The 24,396-nt window shown below is 68.1% G+C and carries 24 protein-coding genes and 3 pseudogenes; 15 read left to right on the top strand and 12 right to left on the bottom strand.

The annotated features are described in order from the left end of the window. Window positions 1–135 precede the first annotated feature (135 nt). Window positions 136–1,956, top strand: a complete 1,821-nt coding sequence (locus NF20_RS04585; RefSeq protein WP_019732283.1) for an AMP-dependent synthetase/ligase — start codon at window positions 136–138, stop codon at window positions 1,954–1,956. 23 nt (window positions 1,957–1,979) lie between these two features. On the opposite strand, the gene NF20_RS04580 is transcribed toward NF20_RS04585, so the two are convergent. The 3 genes from NF20_RS04580 to NF20_RS04570 form a co-directional block, all read right to left on the bottom strand. Continuing rightward, a complete protein-coding gene (locus NF20_RS04580; protein WP_019732284.1) occupies window positions 1,980–2,633 on the bottom strand; it encodes an HD domain-containing protein in 654 nt (217 codons plus the stop codon). Window positions 2,634–2,678: 45 nt separating this feature from the next. Beyond that, on the bottom strand, window positions 2,679–3,389 hold the full coding sequence (locus tag NF20_RS04575; protein ID WP_033712121.1) for an SDR family oxidoreductase: 711 nt from the start codon (window positions 3,387–3,389) through the stop codon (window positions 2,679–2,681). 181 nt (window positions 3,390–3,570) lie between these two features. Continuing rightward, a complete protein-coding gene (locus NF20_RS04570; protein ID WP_003876693.1) occupies window positions 3,571–4,008 on the bottom strand; it encodes a cellulose-binding domain-containing protein in 438 nt (145 codons plus the stop codon). A 223-nt stretch (window positions 4,009–4,231) separates the two neighbouring features. Between NF20_RS04570 and NF20_RS04565 the strand changes: the two genes are divergently transcribed. The 3 genes from NF20_RS04565 to NF20_RS04555 all read left to right on the top strand — a co-directional run bounded on the left by NF20_RS04565 (window position 4,232) and on the right by NF20_RS04555 (window position 5,892). Beyond that, window positions 4,232–5,074 (top strand): AraC family transcriptional regulator, encoded by an 843-nt coding sequence (locus NF20_RS04565; protein ID WP_019732286.1) that lies wholly within the window; start codon window positions 4,232–4,234, stop codon window positions 5,072–5,074. After that, complete coding sequence (locus NF20_RS04560; protein ID WP_031351645.1) at window positions 5,028–5,429, top strand: VOC family protein; 402 nt, start codon at window positions 5,028–5,030, stop codon at window positions 5,427–5,429. Before NF20_RS04565 ends, NF20_RS04560 begins: the two co-directional genes overlap by 47 nt. 151 nt (window positions 5,430–5,580) lie before the next feature. Continuing rightward, on the top strand, window positions 5,581–5,892 hold the full coding sequence (locus tag NF20_RS04555) for a DUF732 domain-containing protein (RefSeq protein ID WP_009976812.1): 312 nt from the start codon (window positions 5,581–5,583) through the stop codon (window positions 5,890–5,892). 67 nt (window positions 5,893–5,959) lie between these two features. On the opposite strand, the gene NF20_RS04550 is transcribed toward NF20_RS04555, so the two are convergent. Then, a complete protein-coding gene (locus NF20_RS04550) occupies window positions 5,960–6,280 on the bottom strand; it encodes a hypothetical protein (RefSeq protein WP_019732287.1) in 321 nt (106 codons plus the stop codon). 134 nt (window positions 6,281–6,414) lie between these two features. Between NF20_RS04550 and NF20_RS04545 the strand changes: the two are divergent. The 3 genes and pseudogenes from NF20_RS04545 to NF20_RS04535 all read left to right on the top strand — a co-directional run. After that, window positions 6,415–6,735 (top strand): annotated as a pseudogene (locus tag NF20_RS04545) (DUF899 family protein); the annotation flags it as partial. A 196-nt stretch (window positions 6,736–6,931) separates the two neighbouring features. Continuing rightward, entirely contained in the window at window positions 6,932–8,407 is a 1,476-nt protein-coding gene (locus tag NF20_RS04540) for a biotin carboxylase (RefSeq protein ID WP_009976816.1), read from the top strand. Further along, window positions 8,404–9,579, top strand: coding sequence for a serine hydrolase domain-containing protein (locus tag NF20_RS04535; RefSeq protein WP_033712108.1), 1,176 nt, complete (start codon window positions 8,404–8,406; stop codon window positions 9,577–9,579). Before NF20_RS04540 ends, NF20_RS04535 begins: the two co-directional genes overlap by 4 nt. Here the strand turns inward: NF20_RS04535 and thiI are convergent. Continuing rightward, window positions 9,576–10,805: a tRNA uracil 4-sulfurtransferase ThiI gene (gene thiI / locus NF20_RS04530; protein ID WP_019732290.1), complete on the bottom strand. Its 1,230-nt coding sequence runs from the start codon at window positions 10,803–10,805 to the stop codon at window positions 9,576–9,578. The two genes, NF20_RS04535 and thiI, sit on opposite strands and share 4 nt — an antisense overlap. A 164-nt stretch (window positions 10,806–10,969) precedes the next feature. Here thiI and NF20_RS04525 point away from each other — a divergent pair, with 164 nt between their 5' ends. Further along, on the top strand, window positions 10,970–11,413 hold the full coding sequence (locus NF20_RS04525; protein WP_019732291.1) for an Hsp20/alpha crystallin family protein: 444 nt from the start codon (window positions 10,970–10,972) through the stop codon (window positions 11,411–11,413). Between the two features lie 60 nt (window positions 11,414–11,473). Here the strand turns inward: NF20_RS04525 and NF20_RS04520 are convergent, their stop codons facing one another. Next, window positions 11,474–11,854 (bottom strand): MerR family transcriptional regulator, encoded by a 381-nt coding sequence (locus NF20_RS04520; RefSeq protein WP_019732292.1) that lies wholly within the window; start codon window positions 11,852–11,854, stop codon window positions 11,474–11,476. Window positions 11,855–11,966: 112 nt separating this feature from the next. On the opposite strand from NF20_RS04520, the gene NF20_RS04515 reads away from it, so the two are divergent. Together NF20_RS04515 and NF20_RS04510 are read left to right on the top strand one after the other, a co-directional pair. Continuing rightward, window positions 11,967–12,386, top strand: a complete 420-nt coding sequence (locus NF20_RS04515; protein WP_003876682.1) for an Hsp20/alpha crystallin family protein — start codon at window positions 11,967–11,969, stop codon at window positions 12,384–12,386. 312 nt (window positions 12,387–12,698) lie between these two features. Continuing rightward, a pseudogene (locus NF20_RS04510) lies at window positions 12,699–13,018 on the top strand (J domain-containing protein). Between the two features lie 53 nt (window positions 13,019–13,071). Here the strand turns inward: NF20_RS04510 and NF20_RS04505 are convergent. After that, window positions 13,072–14,588, bottom strand: a pseudogene (locus NF20_RS04505) (condensation domain-containing protein). Window positions 14,589–15,124: 536 nt separating this feature from the next. On the opposite strand from NF20_RS04505, the gene NF20_RS04500 reads away from it, so the two are divergent. Further along, window positions 15,125–15,682 carry an FKBP-type peptidyl-prolyl cis-trans isomerase gene (locus NF20_RS04500; protein ID WP_003877981.1) on the top strand — a complete coding sequence of 186 codons (558 nt, stop codon included), beginning with the start codon at window positions 15,125–15,127 and terminating at the stop codon, window positions 15,680–15,682. Window positions 15,683–15,729: 47 nt separating this feature from the next. On the opposite strand, the gene NF20_RS04495 is transcribed toward NF20_RS04500, so the two are convergent. Continuing rightward, the gene (locus NF20_RS04495; protein ID WP_003876678.1) at window positions 15,730–16,491 is read right to left on the bottom strand and encodes an SDR family NAD(P)-dependent oxidoreductase; all 762 of its coding nucleotides are present in this window, start codon (window positions 16,489–16,491) and stop codon (window positions 15,730–15,732) included. Between the two features lie 212 nt (window positions 16,492–16,703). On the opposite strand from NF20_RS04495, the gene NF20_RS04490 reads away from it, so the two are divergent. Next, window positions 16,704–17,387, top strand: a complete 684-nt coding sequence (locus NF20_RS04490) for a GAP family protein (RefSeq protein ID WP_003876677.1) — start codon at window positions 16,704–16,706, stop codon at window positions 17,385–17,387. A gap of 44 nt (window positions 17,388–17,431) precedes the next feature. Beyond that, window positions 17,432–18,199, top strand: a complete 768-nt coding sequence (locus tag NF20_RS04485; RefSeq protein ID WP_033712106.1) for a class I SAM-dependent methyltransferase — start codon at window positions 17,432–17,434, stop codon at window positions 18,197–18,199. Window positions 18,200–18,218: 19 nt separating this feature from the next. Here the strand turns inward: NF20_RS04485 and NF20_RS04480 are convergent, their stop codons facing one another. Both NF20_RS04480 and NF20_RS04475 read right to left on the bottom strand, forming a co-directional pair. Next, the gene (locus NF20_RS04480) at window positions 18,219–19,454 is read right to left on the bottom strand and encodes an osmoprotectant NAGGN system M42 family peptidase (protein WP_019732210.1); all 1,236 of its coding nucleotides are present in this window, start codon (window positions 19,452–19,454) and stop codon (window positions 18,219–18,221) included. 82 nt (window positions 19,455–19,536) lie between these two features. Beyond that, entirely contained in the window at window positions 19,537–20,418 is an 882-nt protein-coding gene (locus NF20_RS04475) for an HpcH/HpaI aldolase/citrate lyase family protein (RefSeq protein WP_023899768.1), read from the bottom strand. Window positions 20,419–20,586: 168 nt separating this feature from the next. Between NF20_RS04475 and NF20_RS04470 the strand changes: the two genes are divergently transcribed. Continuing rightward, entirely contained in the window at window positions 20,587–21,510 is a 924-nt protein-coding gene (locus NF20_RS04470; protein ID WP_023899769.1) for a class I SAM-dependent methyltransferase, read from the top strand. 13 nt (window positions 21,511–21,523) lie between these two features. On the opposite strand, the gene zwf is transcribed toward NF20_RS04470, so the two are convergent. Beyond that, entirely contained in the window at window positions 21,524–23,041 is a 1,518-nt protein-coding gene (zwf, locus tag NF20_RS04465) for a glucose-6-phosphate dehydrogenase (protein ID WP_033712104.1), read from the bottom strand. A 140-nt stretch (window positions 23,042–23,181) separates the two neighbouring features. On the opposite strand from zwf, the gene NF20_RS25650 reads away from it, so the two are divergent. After that, complete coding sequence (locus NF20_RS25650) at window positions 23,182–23,364, top strand: hypothetical protein (protein ID WP_003876669.1); 183 nt, start codon at window positions 23,182–23,184, stop codon at window positions 23,362–23,364. Window positions 23,365–23,389: 25 nt separating this feature from the next. Here the strand turns inward: NF20_RS25650 and NF20_RS04460 are convergent, their stop codons facing one another. Then, entirely contained in the window at window positions 23,390–24,367 is a 978-nt protein-coding gene (locus NF20_RS04460; RefSeq protein ID WP_033712102.1) for a hypothetical protein, read from the bottom strand. Window positions 24,368–24,396 lie beyond the last annotated feature (29 nt).

Here is a 24,396-nt window from a genome sequence, read left to right as displayed (position 1 = left end):
GCGGCTTTCGGGGTCGAAACGCGGCCCTAGCCCCCGCCGGCCACTCCCCATGGTTCCCACCTTGCGTCTGCGCGATCGCTACGTGACAATACAGCTGTACTGTAAACAACGTTGATGACTAGTTCAAGGCAGCTGATGACCCATGCACCGGCCAGCCGGCCCACCACCCTGTGCGAAGCCTTCCAGGCGACCGCAGCCAAGCACCCGGACGCGGTGGCGCTGCGCACCCTCGGCGATGCCACGACCATCACCTGGCGTCAGTACCGCGACCGGGTGCGGGCGATCGCGGCGGGGCTGGCCGGGCTCGGCGTAGGGAACGGCGACACCGTTGCGCTGATGATGAGTAACCGCCCCGAGTTCCATTTGTGCGACACTGCGGTCCTGCAAACGGGTGCCACACCGTTTTCGGTGTACAACACCAATCCACCCGAGCTGCTGGCGTATCAGTTCGACAACGCAGACAACCACGTGGTGATCTGCGAAGGCACTTTCCTGCCGCAGGTTCTCGCCGCGGCGCAGCAGGGCGGCACTGTCGAACACGTCGTGTGCGTCGACGGCGCGGCGAACGGTGCCATCGGGCTCGATCAACTCGAGGCCTCCCCCGCAGCCGGTTTCGACTTCGAGCGGTCATGGCGGGCGGTCGGGCCGGACGACGTGCTGACCATCGTCTACACCTCGGGCACCACCGGCCCTCCGAAAGGCGTTGAGCTCACCCACACCAACTTCATCGAGAACGCCCGGATCACCGAAGAGGTGGGTGGGATCACGCATGCCGACCGGGCGGTGTCCTATCTGCCCGATGCACACGCCGCGAACCGCTGGATCACTCACTATCAAAACCTGCTCTACGGCCTGCAGATCACCACCGTCGGCGATTTCAAGGCTGTGCTGCCCGCGTTGACCGAGGTGCGGCCGACGCTCTTCCTTGGCGTGCCGCGGGTGTGGATCAAGGCCAAGGCGGGTCTGGAAGCCGCGGTAGATGCGGAACCTGCCGGCAAGCGAGCGCTTGCGAAATGGGCGTTCGGGGTCGGCCGCGCGAGGGCCCGGGCCGTGTCAGATGGCCGCCCGGTCGGACTTGCCGAGAAGCTTCGGTACGCGTTCGCCGACCGGCTGGTGTTGTCAAAGGTGCGCCGGCGGCTGGGCATGGACCGGCTCCGGATCGGCGTCACCGGCGCGGCCCCGATCCCGCGGGAGGTTCACGAGTTCGTCTTGGGCTTGGGCATCCCGGTATGCGAGGGGTACGGGATGACCGAATGTGCGGCCGGTGCGACCGTGAATCGTCCGGAACGGATCAAGATCGGAACGGTTGGTATCCCGGTTCCGGGTACTGAGGTAACCGTTGCCTCCGACGGGGAGGTGCTGGTGCGGGGCAAGAACGTGATGCGCGGCTATCGCAAGGCGCCCGAGAAGACCGCGGAGGCAATCGATTCCGATGGGTGGCTGCACACCGGCGATATCGGCGAGATCGACGAAGACGGCTACCTGCGCATCGTCGACCGCAAAAAGGAACTCATCATCAACGCCGCCGGCAAGAACATGTCGCCAACCAACATCGAAAACACCATCGCCGCCAGCTGCCCGCTGGCCGGCCCCGTCGTGGTGATCGGCGATGCTCGGGCGTACAACACCGCCCTGATCACCCTGGATCCCGACTCCGTCACCGAATATGCGCACGCGCACGGTCTTTCGGGTTCGCTCCGCGAACTTGTCCGCAATCCGGCGGTGCGCGCCGAAATCGAGAAGGGAATGGCGGCCGCCAATCGCCGGCTGTCGCGGGTCGAACAGATCAAGCGCTACACGGTGTTGGCCGACGTCTGGGAACCCGGCAGCCAATACCTCACACCGACGGCCAAGCTCAAACGTAAACCGATCGCCACCGGATACGCCGCCCAGATCGACGCGATGTACACCGAGCAAGGCAAGCGATCCGCAGGACATTCAGCCGCATCGGACTGAAGCGGCGACCTTGCGGCGCGATGCTATTCGGGCCAGCCGTTGTTGAGGATCAGATCGACGAGGTTGTCCCGGGCGAACGTCGGGTCGAAGTGCTCGAGCACATCGGCGTTCATCGTGCCGAACGTGCTGTGCGGGCGGTGCTTCATCCCGTCGTTGAAGGCCTGCAGAATGCGCGTTTTGAAATCCGGGCGCGGATGGGCGGCGATCACCGCCGCGAGCGCTTCGGGAGCAAGATCGTCGCGGCCAACGCCCACTACATCGGTCTCGACACCGGCGGTCACCAAGGCGATTTCGGGATCCAGGAATTCGGGCACCCCCGGGGTGGTGTGCAAGGCGATGCCCAGCCATACCTTGCCGGCGTCTGCCTTGCTGACGCCGCGGTGCAGCAGGAACTCCCGCGCCGCATTGGCGCCGTCGACCTCGAAGCGCAGGGCGGAATCGCGGTAGCGCTCGGTCAGGCCCAGGTCGTGAAACATGGCGCCCGCGTACAGCAGTTCCAGGTCCGGTTGCAGTCCCCGGCGCCGGCCCTGCAGCGCGCCGAAGAGGAATACCCGTCGGGAATGGTGGAAAAGCAGGTCGTCCTCGGCATCCCGGATGAACTCGGTGATCTCGCGAACCAATGCGGTGTCGGGTATGGCGATGTCGGCGATGGTTTCGATCGACGAAGTGGTGGTCATGATATGTCTCCTCGGTTGAGCTGGACTGTGTTGGCCGCCTTGGCATTACGCGGCGATACTTCCGCCCCCGTCGACGCGTAGGATTTGACCGGTGATGTAGCCGGCGTCCTCGTCGAGGAGAAAACAAATCGCGTGGGCGATCTCCAGCGGCCTGGCGACCCGATGCAGCGGAATGCTTTGCAGGAAGCGGGCTTCGCGTTCCGATCCGACCGGGCTGCGTTCGCGGTACATGTCGGTTTCGGTGGGTCCCGGTGCCACGGCGTTCACCGTGATGCCGGCCGAGGCGAGCTCGCCCGCCCAGATGCGGGTGCACGCCTCGAGCGCCGCCTTGGCCGCAGCGTACGGGGTCCGCTCGGGCGTGCCGAGCGTGGTCAAGCTGGTCACATTGACGATGCGGCCCCATTCCGCGTCGAGCATGCCGGGCAGGGCCGTCTGCACGACCTGAACGGCGGCGCGCACATTCAGGTCGTAGGTGTCGAACAGGTGGTCCAGCTCGATCGAGCCGAGTCGGCCGAACCGGGCGAAACCCACGTTGTTGACCACGGCGTGCACGGCAGCGTGCCCGACGATCTTGTCCAGCGTCGCCGCGGTTGCGTACGGGTCGGCCAAGTCGACCTCGTAGAACTCCCCCGGAAAATCCTTGGGGGCGCTCCGGGCAAGGCCGATTGGTTCGTAGCCGCCCTCGGCCAGCCGATCGGCCACCGCGCGGCCGATACCCCTCGATGCCCCGGTGATCAAAACCCGTCGCGACGGCATGGACTGCTCCTTGGAATCGTGATGGCGGTGCGCCTGGAGCCAGTCTGGGCCCGGCGGGCCGTGCAGGCCCATGACTGCTGAGCCGTATATCCCACAAAAAGCGACACAAGGAATTCGTGGCTCAAGCCGATGAGCCGTCAAAGCCCATCCGAGCCGTCGCAACCTCCGTCGGCAGCCGGGTTCAGGTGCAACGGTATTGACCGTTGAGCACGCAATTCGTCGGTGGCGAATAGGTGCCGGTCAACACTCCTCGGAAACCACCCGTCGCCGAACCACCGGGTGCGATGACGCGATTCCAGTTCGCCGGCGTCAGAACGTAATGCGTGCCGGATTGGGTGAGGGTGCTGTTCCACGTGTGCAGGACGGATTGGCCCGCCGGCATGTCGAATTCGAGCTTCCAATCGGACAGTGGCACCGTGCTCGAGTTGGTGATGGCGAAGCGGGCGATGAAACCGGTCTGCCACGTATGCTCGACCGTCAACGTCGCCATGGGTGCGGCCGCATCGGCCACCGGGGCGATGGCGAGGCCGAGGACCGCCACCACGGCAACGATCACCGCCGACACGGCTCCGTGAAGCGCTGTGCGGCAGCGCTTCAGGTGATTGTCCAGTCCAGCCATGGCAGCCAAGGTAAAGCCGGACAGGCGATCTCGGCCCTCGCAGCGCGGGTAGGCTACCGGACCTTTGCCCAACCGAGACCGGCATGAAATTTCGGCCGCGATCCACCGGGAGCCAAGGTTCAACCCGCAAGCAAGGTGCCGGCCTGCGCGCTAGCGTGGCATCGTGGGTCAGGCCTGGGATTACACGACGGCGGCGCCGGGCAGCGCGCCCGGAGTCACGTCCATGGTGGGCTACCGCACCTTGGATGTGCCCGAGGGCGTGCACCGCGGCATGCCGTCGTCGATGCTGACCTTCATCGTCAGTCTCGACGATGGGGTGGAAGCCGCCGACACCGCGACCGCGCTGCCGGCTGCCCGACCCACGCCGCTGATCCTCGGCGGCCTGCACCTGCGGGCGAGTCACGTGCGGCAACGCCGCGGTCAGGCCGGCGTGCAGCTCGCGGTGCATCCGCTGGCCTCGCGCGCGCTGTTCGGTCTGCCCAGCGCCGAGCTTCCCGTCGCCGACTACGACGCGACCGCCGTATTGGGACGAGACATCGTCGACCTGCACCACCGGGTGGCCGAAGCGCACCGGTGGCCCGACGTGTTCGGGCTGGTCGCCCAGTACCTGATCGATGCGCGACGGCGTCGAGACGGCGCGACGGTGCGTCCCGAGGTGCTGCATGCCTGGCACCTGCTGCAGCGCAGCCGCGGCCTGATGCCGGTGACGGCCCTGGCCGACGCGGTCGGCGTCACCACGCGACATCTGGCCACGTTGTTCCGGCGGGAGGTCGGTCACTCGCCCAAAACGGTCGCGATGCTGATGCGGTTCCAGCACGCTACGGGGCGGATCGCCGAGTCGGCGCGCCGGCACGGTCGCGTCGACCTCGCCCGGGTCGCGGCCGACACCGGTTACAGCGACCAGGCGCACCTGAGCCGGGAATTCGTCCGGTTCGCCGGTGTGCCGCCGCAGCGGTGGCTGGCCGAAGAGTTCCGAAACATTCAAGACGGCGGGCACTCGCTCGGGTCACAGTGGGAGCATGACTGCTTCGAATCCGACCGTCTGGTTGACACTGCAAGCCCATAACGCACCCAAACTGATCGACTACTACGTCGAGACATTCGGCTTCGTTCTGACGGCCCGCTACGGCGACGGCGAGACCGTCGACCATGCGCAACTGAACTGGCCCGAGGGAAGCGGCGGCATCATGCTCGGCAGCCACAAGCCCGGCGCCGAGTGGTGTCGCGAACCCGGAACCGCCGGCGGCTACGTCGTCACCGCGGATCCGGATGCGCTCTACCGGCGCGTCCGGCAGCACAACGCCGAGATCGTCCGCCCCCTTGCCGAAACCGATTACGGTGCACGCGAATTCACCGTCCGCGATCCGGAAGGCAACCTGTGGTCGTTCGGGGACTACGGCGGAGCAAACCCGCCGAACTGACCAGTTCGGCGATCACAACCGGGCGTTTTGGCTATCCTTCACATTCGGGCTGCCGTGTACCCGCATACTGGCGGCGTCCGCACCACGCCACGATGAGGAAGGCAACGCCATGTCCCCACTTCGGTGCTTGGCCAGAGTTGCCACCCCCCTGATGATCGGCGCCGCGCTGGTCGGTGGCGCTGGGATCGCGGCTGCCACACCGCAAGACGACGCCTACCTGGCGCAACTGCGCGCGGCCGGCCTCACCTGGCCCCCGAAGACCGAAGAGGCACTCATTGCCGAGGCGCACGACGTCTGCTACGACCTCACGTGGGGTTGGACGCCGCAACAGATCGCCGACGACCTTCATGCCCGCTTGGACAACAAGGGCGTGACGTTGTTGGACGTCGGCAGCCTGGTCAACGCCGCCCACAACATCTATTGCCCCGGCAATGTGTGCGACGCCCCCAGCCTGTGCACGTGACAACGGCGTCGGGTTGGCTACTCGCGCAACCCTTTTCGGCTGCCTAGCGCGCCGGCATTGATACCGGCTAGTCGGCGGGTGGCACTACGGGCGGACGGCATTCGTTGGTGCCCGGGTCCCACCACCAGCCGTTGTCGCAGGCGAGCGGTTGCGGCCCGACCCCCAGCGGCCGGCACACGTTGGCCGTCGGGTCCCACCATTGGCCCGGGTCGCAGGCCAACGGTTGCGGCCCGACCCCGAGCGGTCGGCACACCTTGCCGGTGGGATCCCACCACTCGCCGTCCGCGCAGTCGGCCTTGCTCACCGCCGGCGTCGCTATCGTCACGGCCGCCATCGACGCGAACGCCAACATGGCGACGACCACAAGCTGGCGAACAAATGTCTTCATGGTGGGTCTCCCCTCGTTGCTACCCGTCATCGAACCGAGTCCGGGCCTGCGGGTCAAGGCCATCGGGCAAGTTGCGGGCGACGGCCCGGCGGCGAAGCCGTCCGATGAATTCGTGGCCGCCCACCGGTCAGACCTACAAGCACAAGGTCGGCAACCGGATGGACTGGTACTCGTCATCGCAGAGCACGTTCGGCGCCGACATGGACGCACCGCCCGGCGGCGGCTTCGCGGTCAACGTGTTCCTGCGCGACGGCGACACGGTATACCGCACCTGGCACACCAACGGACGCGGCACCGAGCAGCTCAGTCACTCCTTCGGGTTGATCGACATCCTGCCGTGGGGGCGCCAGGAGGACTGGCAGGACTCCCCGCAGGGCTGGCCCTCCCGGCCCACCTATTCGGGCTGGCCCGACTCCCCCGCCATCGCCCGCGCCTACGGACCCAACGACGGCTGATGACCGCGCCCGCCGGCGCGGGACGGATGTTCGTCCGGCGTTGAGCGAAAGCGTGTTTCGACACCGCCATGGGCGGGGCGCACACTGGGGCAATGGACGAATGTGAGCTCACGATCAGCGCGCCGGGCGGAGCAGCCCTGCCCCCGCCGCCATCTCGTCGCCGGAGGCCGCCCTCGACGTCGCCGGGGCGGGCGTGATGACGCACGCCGGCGAGCCCCAGCCGCGCCGCGTGCTCAACGGGCTGTCCGACATCCGCGCGTTCTTTCACACCAACTCGGTGCCGCTGTACTTCATCTCCCCCACCCCGTTCAACCTGCTCGGCATCGACCGCTGGATACGAAACTTCTTCTACCTCACCTACTTTGACTCGTTCGAGGGCATACACTCGCGCGTGTTCGTGCCCCGGCGGCGCGACCGCATCGATTTCGACTCCATGGGCGATGTCTGCAACCACCTGCTGCGCGATCCCGAGACGCTCGAGTTCATCGCGGGTCGCGGACCCGGCGGTAAGGCCTGCTTCGTGATGATGGACGAGGAGACTCAGGCCCTCGCGCGGCAGGCGGGTCTGCAGGTCATGCATCCGCCGGTGGAACTGCGCAACCGGCTGGGTTCCAAGACCGTCATGACGCGTCTGGCCGATGAGGCGGGCATCCCGAGCGTGCCGCACGTGATGGGTCGTGCCGGCTCCTACCAGGAACTGCTGACGCTTGCGCAGGACGCCGGACTGGGCGACGACCTCGTCGTCTCGATCCCCTACGGCGCCGCCGGCAGCGGGACATTCTTCGTGCGCGGCCAGCGCGATTGGGACGAGCACGCCGGTGACCTGACCGCGCAGCAGGAATTCAAAGTCATGAAGCGCATCCGCAACGTCGAGGTGTGCCTCGAGGGCGCGGTGACGCGCCACGGCACCGTGATCGGGCCCGCGATGACAAGCCTGGTCGGTTATCCGGAGCTGACTCCGCACCGAGGCGCCTGGTGCGGCAACGACATTTGGCGCGAAGTGCTGCCACCCGGCCAGACGCACGCCGCGCGGCAAATGGTGGGAAAGCTGGGCGACATCCTGAGCCGTGAAGGGTACCGCGGCTACTTCGAAGTGGACCTGCTGCACGACCTGGACTCCGACGAGCTCTACCTCGGCGAGGTGAACCCGCGTCTGTCCGGCGCCAGCCCGATGACGAACCTGACCACCGAGGCCTACGCTGACATGCCGCTGTTCCTGTTTCACTTGCTCGAGTACATGGACGTGGACTACGAGCTCGACATCGAGGGGATCAACGCCCGCTGGGAGCGGGGCTACGGCGAGGACGAGGTGTGGGGGCAGGTGATCCTCGCGGAAACCTCGCCGGACGTTGAGCTTTTCACGGCCACGCCCCGCACCGGGGTGTGGCGCATCGACGACGACGGCCGGGTCTCCTTCTCGCGCACCGCCAACGACTGGGCCACGCTGCTCGACGGGTCCGAGGCGTTCTACATGCGGGTCGCCGCGCCGGGCGACTTGCGTTCCGAGGGCGCACAACTCGGTGTGCTGGTCACCCGCGGACACCTGCAGACCGACGATTACCGGCTCACCGAGCGCTGCCAGCGCTGGGTCAAGGGCATGAAGGCGAAGTTCGCCTCCACTCCCCTGGCGCCGGCCACGCCGATCGTCTCGCGGCTCGTCGCGCGCGCGTGAACGCCCCGGCCGGCATCTCCCTGGACAACTGGCTGTCGCCGCCCTACGCGCGGTGGTCCTTCCAGCACGTCGAAGACTTCGTGCCGACCGCGGTGATCGCGCGCGGAACCGGACCCGTCGCCGCGATACCTACCGCCCCGTCCGAGCTGGCCGAAATCCGGGTGGCGGTGACCGACGGGACGGCCAGTACGGTCGGCGCCGTGATGGCCGGCACCGCGACCGACGGATGGGCCGTCGCCCACCGCGGCGCGATGATCGCCGAGCATTACCTCGAGGGCATGCGTCGCCAGACCCGGCACCTGCTGTTCTCGGTGAGCAAGTCCCTGGTGGCGGCGGTCGTCGGCGCGCTGCACGGCGCCGGCGCTATCGAGCTCGACGCGCCGGTCACCAAATACATTCCTGCCCTTGCTAATTGCGGCTATGCCGGGGCGACGGTGCGCCACCTGCTGGACATGAGATCGCGTGTCGCGTTCTCCGAGAACTACGACGACCCGGCCGCGCAGATACACCTGCTCGACCAGGCGGTCGGGTGGGCGCCCAACCACCGGCCCGACGCGCCCGCAACGCTGCGCGACTTCCTGCTGACCTTGCGACAGAAGTCGGTGCACGGCGGACCGTTCGAATACCGCTCGTGCGAGACCGATGTGCTCGGGTGGATCTGCGAGGTGGCCGCCGACCAGCCGATGCCCGCACTGATGTCGGAACTGCTGTGGAGCCGGATCGGCGCGCAGCGTGACGCCACCATCGCGGTCGACCCGGCCGGCACCGGGTTCTTCGACGGAGGGATCAGTGCCTGCCTTACCGACATGATCCGGTTCGGGTCGCTGTTCCTGCGCGAGGGTGTCTCGTTGACCGGCCGGCGCGTACTGCCGGAGGCGTGGATCGTCGACACCCTCAGGGGCGGGCCCGACTCCCGTCAGGCATTCGCCGCCAGCCCCGACGACAACGAGATGTCCGGCGGGATGTACCGCAACCAGATGTGGCTGTCCTACCCGGGCGACAACGTGCTGCTGTGCCTCGGCATGTGCGGTCAAATGATCTATGTCAACCGCGCCGCGGAGATGGTGGCCGCCAAGGTGTCCACCCAGCCACATTCCCACGAGCCGCACATGCTGGACACGCTGAGCGCATTCGACGCGATCGCACACCGGCTGGCCGGGCGCACGGATTAGCCCACCCTGGATGCCGTCGCGGCGAGCTCGACATCGGCGGCCTCAGGTCCGAAATCGAATCGCTGCATACGGTCCAGCAGGTTGCCCACCAGCGTGTCGACGCCGGCCCGGGCCTCGACCGGCAGGAGTTGGTCCACGGCGGCATGGGTGGCCACCCGGCGCGGCAGGAACAGCTGGCAGCAGTCCTGGTCGGGCAGCATGGCGATCTCGGCGGTGCCGATCCGCCGGGCCTCGGCGAGGATTTCCTGCTTGTCGAAGCCCAGCAGCGGCCGCAGCACCGGCAGGGTGGCGGCCTGTTCGGTGGCGGCCAGGTTGGGCAGCGTCTGGCTGGCCACCTGACCCAAACTGTCGCCGGTCACGACGGCCTGGGCGCCGATCCGTTCGGCAAGGCCACAGGCCAGGCGGAGATACAGCCGCCGCTGGGCGACGATCTGGGCTTCCCCGGCGCCGCTGGCCGCCAATGTCCGCTGGGCCCGGCCCACCGCGGCCACGTACAACCGGGATCGGGGCTGGAAGCGGGTGAGTTGGCGAACCAACGCATACGCCTTGTACGTCGAGGAGGCATCGGTGAACGGGGCGCCGGTGCAGTGCAGGAAATCGCAGGCCAGTCCGCGCCGCATGGCGCGGTATGCCGCCACCGGCGAATCGAACCCGCCGGAGAGCAACACCACCGCCCGGCCGCTGGACCCCACCGGCAAGCCGCCCTGTCCGGGATGCGTTCGGGTGCCGAGAAAGATCTCGCGCCGGTCGACCTCGACGGTCAATTCCAGCTCCGGGTGCGACAGGTCGACCCGCCACCCCAGGTCGGCGCGGACGCGGGCGCCGATGCGGGCGGCCAATTGCTCCGAGCTCAACCCGAACCGCTTGTCGCGGCGGTGGCAGCGCACCGCGAACGTCGGCGCCCCGTCCTGGGTGCAGTGGTCTCGGAGCAACTCCACCGCAGCGGTTTCGGCAGCCCGAGCGGACCTGGGCACCCGCCAGACCGGCTGCACCAGGCTGATGCCGATCAGGTTGCGGGCCAACGTAACCAACTCGTCCTGCAGTGCCGGGGAGGTGAACAACACCAGCACGCCGCCACGGCGCCGGACCGCGGGGCGGTGCTCGGGCGGCCACGCCGACAGTGCGTCGTCGAGATTGGTCAGCAGCCACTGCTCGAACCAGCGCCGGTTGCCGCCCTTGAGCACCATCTCCCCGTACTTGAGCAGAACACAGCATTGCATGTGCACGTCTCGTTCACCTCCGGCTACCGACTACCCCGCTACCACGCCGCCCAGACCGATGCGTGGGCCACACCCGGGCCGGGTGGATCGTCTCCGCGCAGGAATATGATGTCTACGCCATAAGTTTTCTCTTCTGAAAACAATAGATCATCGTCCTTGGCCTAAAGGAGGTGGTGAACATGCTGACGTTTGACCCGTTCTTCCGCGACATCGACCGCCTGACGCAGCAGCTGTGGGGCGCCGTGCCCTGGGGCACCGCCGCGCAACCGGCCCTGGTACCGATGGACGCCTGGCGCGACAGCGAGAAGTTCGTGGTGGAGTTCGATCTGCCCGGCGTGCTGCCCGAGTCGCTGGACGTCAACGTCGAGCACGACGTGCTCACGGTGCGTGCGGAACGACCCGCCATCGACGAGGACCGCAATGGTGTGGTGTCCGAACGCCCGCGCGGCGTGTTCAGCCGGCAGGTCTACCTGGGCCACGGCCTCGACACCGACAACATCCACGCCGACTACGTCGACGGGGTGTTGCGGTTGACGATCCCGGTGGCCGAGGCGGCCAAGCCGCGCAAGATCGAAGTGGCCGCGGGCAAGCACCAGCGCGCCATCAACGCGTGAGCGCAAATCGGCGGGGGCTGTTCCGGCAGGGACAGCCCCCGACGCGGGTCCAGGCGTTGATCAGACGGCTTCTCGCCGCGCCTCGCCACGACATTGGCGCGGCGCCGCGGCCCGTTCCGACTTTTGCCGGGTCTTGAGTTTGGCGTTGAGCAGCTCGAGCGCCGAGTAGTCGGCCTTCAGCTGATCGTTCTTGCTTTCCAGATCCAGGATGCGGGCGACCCCGACCAGGTTGACGCCCTGATCGACCAGCTGACTTATCCGCTTGAGGCGCGCCAGATCGTCGTCGCTGTAGCGGCGGGTCCCCCCATCGCTGCGCGCGGGGGTCAGCAGCCCTCGCCGCTCGTAGTGCCGCAGCGTCTGCGGGGGGATCCCGGACAGTTCGGAAGCCACCGAGATGCCGTAGACGCCGCGCGCCGAGCGGGGTGTCGGATCACCTCTCAAGTCAGTCCCCTCCAGAAAATATCTGACTACTACTTGCAGAAGTATACCAGTAGTGGTATCAAAAACATATGTCAACAGACATAGATCTTCTGCTTTGAGCTGGAGGTGAATCATGGTGTTGATGCGTACAGATCCGTTCCGCGACCTCGACCGGTGGACCCAACAGGTGCTGGGCACCGCGGCGCGGCCGGCGGTCATGCCGATGGACGCCTGGCGGGACGGCGACCAGTTCGTCGTCGAATTCGATTTGCCTGGCGTCAATGCTGATTCGCTCGACCTCGACGTGGAGCGCAACGTGCTCACCGTCCGTGCCGAACGACCCGACCTGGACCAGAACCGCGAGATGGTATCGGCCGAGCGCCCCCGCGGTGTGTTCAGCCGGCAGCTGTTCCTTGGCGACAACCTCGACACCGACAAGATCGAGGCGAACTACCACGACGGCGTGTTGCGGCTGACCATCCCGGTGGCCGAGAAGGCCAAGCCGCGGCGGATCGAGATCAACCACAACCACAAGACGGCGATCAACGCCTGAGAGCGGGGTCGCAACCGCGGTGCAGGTCGGCCGCGGTTGCGACCCGATCATTCCAACTTGTCGGTGATGACAAGGAGGTGATGCGTCGGCAGCCGAAGTTGACACGGTGAATCCCCGTGCCGCCCACCACTTACTGCTGCGTACGGACAGCGACCGACGCATGAGATTGCGCGCGCACCGCCACTTTCGTGGCCGCCATTGGTGGACCGCACGGGAGATCACCGGCGGGACCGGGGCGCGCGTGTGATCCCGGCGCGCGCCCCTCACCCGCGGTCAGGCTGTCGACCCCGGCGTAAGGCACGGTGGCTGTCCATGACGAATCCCTATCTGGTGCTTGGTGTTTCGCCGACAGCGACGCAAGCCGAAATCACCCGCGCCTACCGGCGCCACCTTCGCGCCCACCACCCCGACACGTCCCGCCGGATTCGGCGACCGAGGGCAGCGAACGGCTGAGCGAAATCCTCGCGGCCTATGCGCTACTGCGCGATCCGGCCCGGCGGGCCGACTACGACCGGGAGCATCGGGTGCACCAGCGCATCCGCCCCGCCGTCACGCGCGTCACGCGCATCGAGCCGGCCGACGAGCAACCGCCGCTGCGGGCGGGCCCGGTGCGCTGGCATCGCCGGTACTGATCCGCCGTGGCAGAGGGTGCAGCCGTGTCCGGCCCGGGTTGAGCGCGGCGAGGTCACCGAAGGACCGGGTTGGCGCCGAAGCCCGCGCCTTGCAGGCGACGGTCGGTGCGGTCGGCGGCGTTGGCGGTCGATCGGGCGGCCGACGCGTTGACCGCGGCAACGACGCGCCGGCGGTTCGGCACCGCGGCGGCACCGTGCTCCACCACCCGCAGACACATCGCCCTGACCGCCCGGATGTAGCGCTCGACCGAATCGCGGGCGACCGGATTCTGTGGGAACGCCACCGTCAAGGTGGTCTCGGTGTCGAATCGGTTGACCCACATAAGCACCTGATCGGACGACCGGCCGTCGCCGTAAATCCCGGCGTTCAGGCCGTCCCATTGCCCGCTGAACGGGATCCCCCGCGCGTCGGCGAACGAGAGCATGTGGACGTCGCCCGTCGGTTTGCTGATTCGCCCGCGGAAAGACGACAGCTCCAAAACGCGGTCGAAGGGGACGTCGGCCAGACCGATAGCGGAATCAAAGGACGCCTGCGCGGCGATCACCGCGTCACCGAACGAGGCCCCGGCGACCGGGACGGTGACCGGGATGAAGCTGGCGAACCAGCCCGGAGTCACGAATTCGGCCGGCGTGCTGCGGTGGTCATACGGCGTGATCGCGCAATACGTCTCCGCCCCGGTCAGCTCGTACTCGGCGAAGGCCGCGCAGGCGAACACGCCACCGCTGAAGCGAGCCCCCGCCTTCGTGCAGGTGGCGTCGAACCGCTCGGTCTGACTCTCGTCCATGAGCGGTGCGACCACCACACCGCTTCCGCACGGCACCGACGGATCGCCAAGTGGCAGCGGGAAACTCGGGAGGGTTCCGCCGTTGTCCTGCGCGAATCGAATCCATGCGCGCACCTGGGGGACTGCAGGGTCAGCGCCTCGGTGTGCTGGTGCTGCCGGCGGCAGTAGTCGTGGTAGCTGGCCGGCTCGGGCAGCGGCAGCGGGCGCCCGCCGCTCACCAAAGCGGCATACGTCAGATGGATTTCGAGGAAGATCACGCCAACCGACATCCCGTCGATGACCAGATGGTCCGCACTCATATAGAAGGTGAAGTGATCCGGGTGCTGGACGAGACCGAAGGTGAAGCAGTCCCACCGCAGCGGATTCGGGGTGGCCAGGATGTGGGCGCGCAGCTCGGTCGGCGTCATCTCGCCGCGCTGCAGCGCAGCGAACTCGATGTCGGCGGGATCGGCGAAGGTGTGTCGGACGATGCGGCCGTCGGTCCGATGCTCGAACCAACTGTGGTAGGTGTCGTGCCGGCGCAGATGGGCATTGATCGCTTCGGTCATGGCCGCCACGTCGCACACGCCGGAGATATCCCAGACCCCGATGTTCAGCCGCGCCATGTCCAGGCCCCGGGCGGCGTGTTCGCTGAACCGGCGAAGATGATGCAACTGCTGGTAACTGGCCGGCACGTCGCTAATCGGTGCCTGCCGGGCTTTTTCCCGCGCCGCCGGAGTCGCGTGCCAGGAAATGACCGAACCGGTTCCCGGATCCCAGTTATGCACCGTCCCGAATGTGACCACAAAACCTCCTCGGAGCTGCGGCGGAATTACCGGAAGGCTGCAGCGATAGGGGCGCCAAATCCAGGCGGATAAGTCGCCGGTTGACGGCTATTTTACTGATGTCTACTAAAGGCCATGCGACGGATGTCGGCAGCCTTATTCCACGAATGTCTACTAATGGCGGCGCATAGTCGGCCAGTTATACGCGCACGTCAGAGGGGCTTTCGCGGCTCGCGTTAGCGTACATTTGGCTAGCTGGGCAAGGCCAGAGCCGGGATGAAACTGTTAGTTACATCACACCGCGAAGCGACGTCCGAGAGCCGCACTCTCCTACCGGATAAATATCCTTACCGCCGCGCCGGAAAGGGCCAAATTCGTATTATTGTGCATTTGTCTAATTGCGAAATAGCAGGTACCGGGCAATTCACGGAAGCATGGCCACGAAAAATGTTGCCGTCAAATCTGCGAGCGACCTCCCCCGCCGACGGTATTCGCGGTCCCGCGCGCCACCCCGCCCGCCGGCCGAGGAACGGCGCCGTGCCGGTAGCGTGACGGCCGTGAACTCCGTCCGGACGTTTTCTGCCGCCGCGTTCGCGGCCTGTTTCACGGCCGCCGCTGCGATGCTCGCCGGTGCGGGCACGGCCGGCGCCGCCGACTCCTGCCCGACCGCCGCGCCGCCCAGCGGTGGCACGCCGGACTGGACGCTGACCGGGACCACCGGCAGCGTCGCGGTCACCGGATCCACCGATACCGCCGCTCCGGTGGTGAACGTAACGGCACCGTTCAGCGTGACCCAGACTCAGGTGCACACGCTGCGCGCCGGCGACGGGCCCGCCGTTCCGGGTACCGCGCGGGTGTCCGTCTGCTACATGGGCGTCAACGGGCGTGACGGCACGGTGTTCGACAGCAGCTACCAGCGGGGCGCCCCGGTCGACTTCCCCCTCGGCGGCGTCGTGCCAGGCTTCCAGAAGGCCATCGCCGGGCAAAAGGTCGGGTCCACCGTCGCGGTCGCCATGACCTCCGCCGACGGCTATCCCGACGGCCAGCCCAGCGCGGGGATCCGCCCCGGCGACACGCTGGTCTTCGCGATCAAGATCCTCGGCGCCACGACCTAGCTGTGCGCCGATTCGCCTGTGCCGCAACGCTGGTGAGGTGGTCGGGGTCAGACTTGGTTGAACCCGCCGTCGGCGGTGACCGTGGACCCGGTGCAAAAGCTGGACAGGTCGCTGGCCAAAAACACTGCGGCATGGGCGATCTCGACGGGATCGGCGAAACGGCCCAGCGGGATGGTCGCGATCCGGCCGGCGCGGAACTCCTCGACGGACACGTAGGGGTCGGTCTGCGCGGCCAGCCGGTCGCTCCCCGGAGTGGCGGTGGACCCGGCCACGAGGACATTGACCCGGATGTTGCGGTGGGCGAGTTCGTTGGCCCAGGCCCGGGCCAGCGATCGCACCGCGGCCTTGGTGGCCGCGTAGATGCTCAGCCCGGCTCGGCCGCGGTCGGCGGTGGTGGAGCCGGTCAGGATGATCGAGGCGCCGTCGTTGAGCAGCGGCAGCGCCTTCTGCACGGTGTACACGACGCCCTTCACGTTGGTGCCCAGCAGGGTGTCGAGGTCGTCGTCGGTGATCTCGCCCAGCCGCGCCACCCTCGTCGTCCCGGCGTTGGCCATCACGATGTCCAGACCCGCGCCGGCCGCCGCCACCTCGCCGTAAAGCCGGTCCAGGTCGCGCGGTGCCCCGACGTCGCCGCGCACGGCGGTGGCCCGCGCCCCCAATTGCCTTGCCGCGTCTTCGAGTTCGCGTTGCCGGCGGCCCGTGATGAACACCCGCTCGACGCCCTCGGCCAGGAACCGCTCGGCGGTGGCCAACCCGATACCGGAGTTGGCGCCGGTGATGACGGCGGTCTTGCGGTCGAGCAGTCCCATCCACACTCCTGACGTAGCCGCGGCGGCCCACCTGCCGGTGTCGCCGACTCCCGATCATGCCGCGCGGCCAGGGCGGCGCCGCCACGGCTCCCCCGCGGTCGGCCGGTCTCGTATTGTCTGCAGCGTGATTGCCGCTTGGATCGTGTCGCCGTGGTCAGTGCCCAGCGAGCCCGGGTCAGCCGGCGGGGCCGCCCGCTAGGCCGGGCACCGGCGTGGCAGCCCTGGTATTCGCGCTGGCCGGACTGGCGTTTCTGGATTCGCTCAACGTCCTCAACGTGGGAGTGGTCTCGGCGGTCATCTTCGACAGCCGGCTCAGCCGGCGATCACCCGTCCCGGGCGCCCTGAGCTTCGTGGCCGGCGTGTTCGCGGTGACCACCACCTTCGGCCTGTGCACGGTGCTGGGCATCAGCTTCATCACCACGGCGCTGGATTTCCACGTCACGCCGGCCATCCGGTTCCGCGGCGAGCTGGTGCTGGGCATCGCGCTGATCTGCCTGGCGTACTTCCCGCTGACCGCGCAGTCGTCGGCTCCCGGCTGGGCGATGGCGGCGATGCGCAAACGGCCCTGGCTGCTCGGCTTCCTCGGGCTGGCGGTGGGCAGCGGGCAGGCGCCGACGGCGGTGCCCTACCTGACCGGCTTGGCGATGCTGGCCGCGCTGGATCCGCGGCCGCCGCTGTGGCCGCTGGTCATCATCGCCTACTGCGCCATCGCCGTGTCGCCGCCGCTGGCCATCCTCGCGCTGTCGCTGCGACGCACACCGCGGGCGATGCGCATTCAGCGCGGGCTGGTCCGTGCGCTGACCCGCTACGGCCCGATGTCGGTGCGGCTGTTGTTCTTGGTCTTCGGGGTCGGGCTCATCGCCGATGCGCTGGTCAACCACAGCGCGCTGTGGTAACGCCTCTCATGTCCCGCACAGCCCGCTGGATTACCTTGTCGGCTGTGACCGATCGTCAAGAGCGCGCAATGTCTTTCGGCTCGATCGCCGAGGACTACGACGGCCTGCGCCCGCAAGCCCCGCCGGAGGCGGTCGACTGGCTGATGCCGCCCGACTGCGGGGTGGCCGTCGACGTGGGCGCCGGCACCGGCCTGTTCACCCGGGCACTCGCCGGCCGGGCCGCGCACGTCATCGCCGTCGAACCCGACGCGCGGATGCGGGCCGTGCTGGCCGACCGGTCGCCCGCTGTCCGTGTGCTCGAGGGGCGCGGCGAGGCGATACCGCTGCCCGACCGTTGCGCCGACGCGGTGTTCGTCTCGTCGGCCTGGCACTGGATGGACCCGCAGCGGGCCGTCCCGGAGATCGGCCGGGTGCTGCGCGACGGCGGGCGCTTCGGGCTGATCTGGACCAGCCGGGACCGCGACGTCGACTGGGTGCGCGACCTCGACCTGCTGCCCGGCGATGACACCAGCGAGGCGGACGCGCCCGATCGCTTCCGGCGGCGACACGAGAACGTGGTGCTCCCCGATCCGCAGATCTTTCACCACGTCGCCCGCGAGACGTTCACGTTCGTGCGGACCATGACGCTCGACGACGCGGTGGCGATGCTGGCCACCTACAGCAGGATCATCACCGCGTCCCCGGCCGACCGCGCCCGCCGGCTGGCCAAGGCCCGGGCGGTGTTGACCGAGCGCTTCCCCGGGGCCGACGCGATCGACATCCCGATGCAGTCCCGGTGCTGGCGCGCCGACCGGATCGCCCGCGCCGGCTGACCGCCCCGGGCGCCCCGCGTCAGGACTGCGGCCCCTGCGAGGGCGGCCAGTGCGTCCCCGGCGACGCGTCCCCCGGGCTTTCGTAGTCGCCGCGCGACAACGGCACCCACCGCTCGCTGGGTGCGGGCTGCTTCGAGGACGGGAAGTCGCGCAGGCTCCCCGTCGGCTTGGCGTCCCACTTGGCGAACGTCAACGGCGTCTGCAGCCACGCGTGCAACAGGTTGTAGGCGGCCTCCAGCGAATCGATGTGGGTGCGCTCCCAGCCGTGGCTGCCGTCGAGCCCGAAGCCGACCAGCGCGGCGCGGGTGTTCGCGCCCGCCTCGATCGCCGCGGCGGCGTCGGACCGGTAATAGCGAAAGATGTCGCGCGCGAACGGGATTCCGCGGTCCTGGGCCAGCCGGCACAACTTGCGGGTCAGGTGGTAGTCGAACGGGCCGTGCATATCGGCCATCGGGATCGTCACCCCATCCTCCAGCGAGTGCTGGCCGGGCGCGCACACCGCGTTGTCCACGGAGATCAGTTCGGCGACGTCCGGCGGCAGACCATGACTGGCGCCGTGACCGACCTCCTCGGTGATGGTGACCATGATCGTGGTGCGATGCGGCAACACCACCTTGTTCTCGGCGAAGTTCTTGGCCAGGGCGAGCGCGATCGCCACGCCCGCCTTGCCGTCCAGATGCCGGGAGACCACGAAGCCGTCGGCGGTCAGCTCGGGGCTGGTGATCAGGGCGACGAAATCACCGATCTGCAGACCGAGGCGGACCAGGTCGTCCCGGCACGACACCTTGCGGTCGATGCGAACCTCGACGTGCTCCCAGCCCGTGGGTTGGGTGTCGATCTCGTCGCCGAACGCGTGGCCGCTGGACTTGAGCGGCAGGATCGTGCCGGTGATGAACTCCTCGGGATCGTCGATGAAGATGCGCACCCGTGCACCCGCGGCGAATCGGGCCGAGAAGGTGCCGACCGGAACGAGTTCCAGCCGGCCGTTGTCCTTGAGCCCGCGGACCATGCAGCCGATGGTGTCGGAGTGCACCACCAGCGCGCGGTCGGTGGTCGCCGACTCCCCCGGCAGCTCGGCAGTCAGCGCCCCGCGCCGGGTCAGCGTGAAGGGCACGCCGAAGTCGTCGAGGATGTCGCCGATCACCTGCATCACCGCGTCCGTGCGCCCCGACGGGCTCGGGGTCTGCAGCAGCGCCAGCAGCGTGTCCACCATCCACGTGCGGTCGGCCTCGGCCATGGCCGCGGTCTGGCCCACCTCGTCTCCTTTCCGGTCTGGGAATCGCGTTCAACCTACCGTGTGGCCGACGCCAGTGGCCCCGGCCCGGGCTTCCGCGCTGCTAGGACGCCGCGTCCCGTTCGGAGATCAGATCGGCGAGGGCGAGGATCCGTTGCGCATCGCGCACGTGCAAACTCTCGATCATCCGGCCGTCGACGGTGATGACGCTGGTTCCCGCGGCCTGCGCCTGCTGGTAGGCCGACACCACCTTGCGGGCGTCGGCCAGCTCGTGCTGTGACGGGCCGAACACCTCGTTGGCCGGGGCGATCTGGGACGGGTGGATCAGCGTCTTGCCGTCGAATCCCATCTCCCGGCCCTGGGCCGCCTCGGCCCGGAAACCCGCGTCGTCGGTGATGTTGTTGAACACGCCGTCCAAGACGACCTTTCCGGCCGCCCGCGCCCCCAACAACGCCAGGCCCAGCGCCGGCAAGACGGGGCCGCGCCCCGCGACGTGCCGGCCGTGCAACTCGTTGACCAGGTCATTGGTGCCGACCACCAGCCCGGCCAGGCGGTCGCTGGCCGACGCGACCTCCTCGGCCCGCAGGAAGGCCCGCGGTGTTTCCATCATCACCCACAGCTGCAGCGACGCCGCGGCGCCCAACGTGTCCAGCGCCCGGTCCAGGGCTTGAACCTGTTGTGCCGTCTCGACTTTCGGCACCAGCACGCCGTCGGCGGCGGACCCGGCCACCGCCGCCAGATCGTCGTCGTGCCACTCGGTGTCCAGGCCGTTGATGCGCACCACGATCTCGCGGGGCCGGTAATCCGGCGACGAGATCGCCTCGCACACCGCGGCTCTGGATTCGCCTTTCGCGTCGGGCCCGACGGCGTCCTCGAGGTCGAATATCAGCACGTCGGCCGGCAGCGATTTGCCTTTCTCCAGCGCCCGCGGCTTGTTGCCGGGCAGGTACAGGGCCGATCGGCGCGGGCGCAGGGTCGGTGCCATCGGGCGATTCACTTCCTGTCGTCGGGCTCAGCGGGGGATCACCGGCGTGCGCGATGCGCGCGGCATAGCCAGAAAGTACCCTTCGATACCGGCGGTGTAGTCGCGGGTGGCGACCGGGCCGGGGGCCAATCGGTCCCGCGGCGGCCGGATCGCGGAAGGGGAGAACAGATGTCATCGACCGGTTCGGCACGTACCGAGGGCGACAGCTGGGATCTGGCCTCCAGCGTGGGGGCGACCGCGACCATGGTCGCGGCCTCCCGGGCGCTGGCCTCTCGCGGTCCGGACCCGCTGCTCGACGACCGGTTCGCCGAACCGTTGGTGCGCGCGGTCGGGCATCCCTTTTTCGTCCGGATGCTGGACGGCCAGATCCCGCTCGACACCGACGACATGCCGATGACGCTGCAGCAGCGGCGCGAGCAAATCACGGTGCGGACGCGGTTTTTCGACGATTTCTTCCGCTCAGCGACCGCCGTCGGCATTCGCCAGGCCGTCATCCTGGCCGCCGGACTCGACGCGCGGGCCTACCGGTTGTCCTGGCCGGCGGGCACCGTGGTGTTCGAGGTCGACCAGCCCGAGGTCATCTCCTTCAAGACCGACACCCTGGCCCGGCTGGGCGCGCAACCGACCGCCGAGCGCCGCACCGTCGCCGTCGATTTGCGCGATGACTGGTCAACAGCGTTGCGCGACAACGGCTTTGACAGCAGCGCCCGTACCGCCTGGATCGCCGAGGGGCTGCTGCCCTACCTGCCGCCGCACGCCCAGGACCGGCTGCTGGACAACATCACCGCGCTCAGCGCGCCGGGCAGCAGGCTGGCCACCGAGAACATCACCGACATGCGGGTGTTCACCGACGAACGCGCCCGGGCGATGCGCAGCACCTGGCGCCAGCACGGACTGGACATCGACGTCGCCGAACTGGTCTGGCTCGGCGAGCGCCGCCCGGCCGGCGACCACCTGGAGGCCACCGGCTGGAGCGTCACCCGCCTGCCCACCGAGCGGGTGTACGCCGACTACGGCTTCGAGTTGCCCGACAACGAAATCCTCAGGGAATTCCGCCAGGCCATCAGTTATCTCAGCGCCGAATTGGGCTGAACCGCAGCACTTCTCAGCCGCCCACTCCGGGGTAGGGTCTGGGATCGCGCCACTCGCGCTCGAACGGCAGCCGCCACGCGTTGGGCGCGATCAACTGGTGAATTGCGTTGGGGCCCCACGTCCCCGGCTGGTACAGCTTGGCCGGTGGCGGGTCGTTGAGCAGCTCTTCGGAACGCTCCCACAGTGATTCGATGCCTTCGGCGGTGGTGAACAGGGTGTGGTCGCCGCGCATCGCGTCCAGGATGAGCCGTTCGTAGGCCTCCAGCACGTCGACCGCGGTTTCGATCTCCTGGGTGGAGAATTGCATGGACAGCTTGTCCAGTTTCATGCCGGGGCCGGGCCGCTTGCCGTAGAACGACAGCGACACCCGCGAATTGTCCGCAAGATCGAACGTCAGGTGGTCGGGCCCCTGCGTGCCCACCCCCGACCCGGGCGGGAACATGGTCCGCGGTGCCTCCTTGAACGCGATCGAGATGATGCGGATGCCCTCGGCCATCCTCTTGCCGGTGCGAAGGTAGACGGGCACCCCGGCCCACCGCCAGTTGTCGATGCCGACCTTGAGGGCGATGAATGTCTCGGTGTCGGAATCCTTTGCCACTCCGTCTTCCTCGCGATAGCCGATGTACTGACCGCGAACCACGTTCGAGGGCTTGACCGGAAGCATCGACCGGAACACCTTGTTCTTTTCTTCGCTGATGGCGAACGGTTCCAGCGCCGTCGGCGGCTCCATCACCACGAAGGCCATCACCTGGAACAGGTGGGTGACCACCATGTCCTTGTAGGCGCCGGTCTCCTCGTAGAAACTCGCCCGCTGATCCAGGCCGAGGGCCTCGGGGATGTCGATTTGGATGTGGTCGATGAAGTTGCGGTTCCAGATCGGCTCGAACAACCCGTTGGCGAAGCGGAACGCCAGAATGTTCTGGGCGGCCTCCTTACCCAGGAAGTGGTCGATGCGGAAAATCTGGGATTCCTCGAAGGTTTGGTGCACGAAGTTGTTGAGCGCCACCGCGCTGGCCAGATCGGTGCCGAACGGTTTCTCCATCACCACCCGCGACCGCTCGACCAGTTTGGCGTCGCGCAGCATAGTGATCACCGCGCGCGCCGCCTTCGGCGGCACCGACAGGTAATGCAGCCGCCGCACGTTCGGCCCCAGCTTGGCCTCGGCGTCGGCCACCGCGGCGGCCAGCGCGTCGGAGCCAGCGCTCTGCGGGATGTAGGTGATGATGTCGGCGAAGTTGCGCCACTGGTCGGGCGTCAGCTTGTGCGTGCCGAATGAGTCGATCGCGTTCTTGGCCAGCTCGCGGAATTCGTCGTTGCTCAGGTCCTCCAGCGACGTGGCGACGATCTGGATGTCGGGTGCCAGCTCGGACTGGTCCAGATACGCCAAACCGGGGATCAGCTTGCGTTTCGCCAAATCCCCGGTGGCGCCGAACAGGACGATCACATGAGGGTCGAGCGGGTCGGTGTGGTGACGACGCGGCCGGGCCTCGGGAGCCGGGTAGGAGATGGTCTGCGGTTTCTGGGTAGCCACCCCTGCGATACTTCCATCGCCGCGCTGCCGTGTCGCGTCTGCTCGGGTTAGCGGTCCTACGATCGGGTACTGGATACCGGCGGGCTGCCCGCGCCTGGGCCCCCACACCAAGCCCGCGCCACCCCCAATGGAATGCGCCGATGGAAAGCGATATGAGCGAACCCGACAAAGACCCGCTGAGCCGTGCTCAGGAGCTGGAGAACATCGTCGACCAACTCGAGGAGAAGGTCGCCGACGACCGCGAAGCCGAGGGTGTTCCCGGAAAGCCCAGCGACCGGGAGGATGCCGCCGTCCGCGGCTCGGACGACGAGCCGCCTGACTAGCGCGGCCGCCGGACCGCGTCGGGCCTCATCGGTCGGGCAGGTCCACGGCGTGCGCGCGGAAGGCCGCCAGCACGTCGGCCGCCGGCCACTCGTCGGCCCGGTACCGGACGGGACTGATCCCCGCGACGGGCAGCAAGCCCACCGCATCGACGACCGTCGGGAACGGCACGGTGAACGTGTCGGCAGCGTTCGACGGGTCACCGGTCGCGAACGTCACGTAATCGGTGTGCGGCAGCTCCCAGGCCGACCCCTGCGCCCACACCGTGGTGGTGCGGCGGCCCCACGGCGTGTCGATCAGCCGCGCCTCGGCCACCTGCTGCGGGAACCGTTCGCGCTCATAGTGTTCCCGCAGATATTCGGTCTGGTGCCGGTATTCCGTTGCGGCCAAAAGGCTTCGGGCGCTCAGCGCCAGCCCGCGCCCCGGGTGGGGGCCAGCCTGGTCGAACGGCACGATGATGGCGCCGGCGATCGTGTACCCCTGCGGGGAGACGGGCTGTTCGGCGGCCAGGTACAGCTGCTCGGCGACCTCGAAGAGCTCGGCCACGCCGTCGGGCGCGTCGGTGCCCAGCACCAACGACCCGTCGCCGGGAAAGAACACCAGCGGCCGGGGGCCGCCCGGGACCGCCAGCGAGCCCAGCCAACCCGTCGCCAACACCATCGAGTCGATGTAGCTGTCGCCGTCGGTGTCCCTCAGCAGGTACTTCTCCCCCGGGGTCAGAATCTGCTGACGCGCGGTCAGGTTCTCCCGGGCCACCGTGAAGGCCTGATCGCCGGTGATGCCCCAGGCACCGGTTTCGGCCGGTGTCACCATCGCCCGCACCGCGGGCAGGTCGACGACCACCATCTCGTTGATGAGCGGGAACACCGGACGCACCCAGGGCTGCGCGCCGTCGTTGACCAGCCGGTTGGCGTAGCTTTGCGGGCGTAGCACCGGCCTGAGCAGCGGTTGGGCTTCGGCCCACGTCACCGGCGGCGGCGCCGGTTGGTCGGTTGCCATGTCCACGTGCTTCCTGCTCTCGATCAGCGAACACG

The organism is Mycobacterium sp. MAC_080597_8934, assembly GCF_000523975.1.
Classification (GTDB): Bacteria; Actinomycetota; Actinomycetes; order Mycobacteriales; family Mycobacteriaceae; genus Mycobacterium; species Mycobacterium avium.
The sequence above is the reverse complement of the archived record's forward strand: the minus strand, read 5'-3'. Positions and strand labels throughout refer to the sequence as shown.

What these genes read in the sequence shown, in the direction of transcription:
- NF20_RS04580 (WP_019732284.1), bottom strand. Translation starts at nt 2,633, where the DNA reads ATGACCACCACTTCGTCGATCGAAACCATCGCCGACATCGCCATACCC.
- NF20_RS04550 (WP_019732287.1), bottom strand. Translation starts at nt 6,280, where the DNA reads ATGAAGACATTTGTTCGCCAGCTTGTGGTCGTCGCCATGTTGGCGTTC.
- NF20_RS04495 (WP_003876678.1), bottom strand. Translation starts at nt 16,491, where the DNA reads ATGGGACTGCTCGACCGCAAGACCGCCGTCATCACCGGCGCCAACTCC.
- NF20_RS04570 (WP_003876693.1), bottom strand. Translation starts at nt 4,008, where the DNA reads ATGGCTGGACTGGACAATCACCTGAAGCGCTGCCGCACAGCGCTTCAC.
- NF20_RS04475 (WP_023899768.1), bottom strand. Translation starts at nt 20,418, where the DNA reads ATGGCACCGACCCTGCGCCCGCGCCGATCGGCCCTGTACCTGCCCGGC.
- NF20_RS04585 (WP_019732283.1), top strand. Translation starts at nt 136, where the DNA reads ATGACCCATGCACCGGCCAGCCGGCCCACCACCCTGTGCGAAGCCTTC.
- NF20_RS04515 (WP_003876682.1), top strand. Translation starts at nt 11,967, where the DNA reads ATGGTGTTGATGCGTACAGATCCGTTCCGCGACCTCGACCGGTGGACC.
- NF20_RS04555 (WP_009976812.1), top strand. Translation starts at nt 5,581, where the DNA reads ATGATCGGCGCCGCGCTGGTCGGTGGCGCTGGGATCGCGGCTGCCACA.
- NF20_RS04540 (WP_009976816.1), top strand. Translation starts at nt 6,932, where the DNA reads ATGACGCACGCCGGCGAGCCCCAGCCGCGCCGCGTGCTCAACGGGCTG.
- NF20_RS04470 (WP_023899769.1), top strand. Translation starts at nt 20,587, where the DNA reads ATGTCATCGACCGGTTCGGCACGTACCGAGGGCGACAGCTGGGATCTG.
- NF20_RS04565 (WP_019732286.1), top strand. Translation starts at nt 4,232, where the DNA reads ATGGTGGGCTACCGCACCTTGGATGTGCCCGAGGGCGTGCACCGCGGC.
- NF20_RS25650 (WP_003876669.1), top strand. Translation starts at nt 23,182, where the DNA reads ATGGAAAGCGATATGAGCGAACCCGACAAAGACCCGCTGAGCCGTGCT.
- NF20_RS04560 (WP_031351645.1), top strand. Translation starts at nt 5,028, where the DNA reads ATGACTGCTTCGAATCCGACCGTCTGGTTGACACTGCAAGCCCATAAC.
- NF20_RS04575 (WP_033712121.1), bottom strand. Translation starts at nt 3,389, where the DNA reads ATGCCGTCGCGACGGGTTTTGATCACCGGGGCATCGAGGGGTATCGGC.